The sequence below is a fragment of the Chryseobacterium sp. SIMBA_028 genome (assembly GCF_046535285.1).
In the GTDB taxonomy this organism is placed as follows: Bacteria; Bacteroidota; Bacteroidia; order Flavobacteriales; family Weeksellaceae; genus Chryseobacterium.
Window position 1 is genome coordinate 1 of record NZ_JAWRWZ010000859.1, and the last position, 233, is coordinate 233.

The 233-nt window shown below is 42.1% G+C and carries 1 protein-coding gene; it reads left to right on the plus strand.

Annotated elements, in window-relative coordinates; all coding sequences use genetic code 11:
* Positions 1–233 (plus strand): nucleoside recognition domain-containing protein (locus SCA31_RS25635; protein ID WP_410699737.1); only part of this gene is annotated, 233 nt, incomplete at both ends.

The following is a 233-nucleotide window of genomic DNA, read 5'->3' on the forward strand; positions in this document are numbered from 1 at the left end:
GGTTATTTTCCTGATGGACAGATTTCTGCGTCCGTTTGGACTCAACGGGAAAAGTATTGTTCCGTTGGTTTCAGGAACAGCATGTGCAATTCCTGCCGTGATCTCTACCCGAAATATTGAAAATGTAAGAGAAAGACTGTTAACTATTCTGGTAACTCCTTTTATGACATGCTCGGCAAGACTTCCCGTGTACAGTATCATCATCGGGTTGATTATTTCAGACGACACTTTCT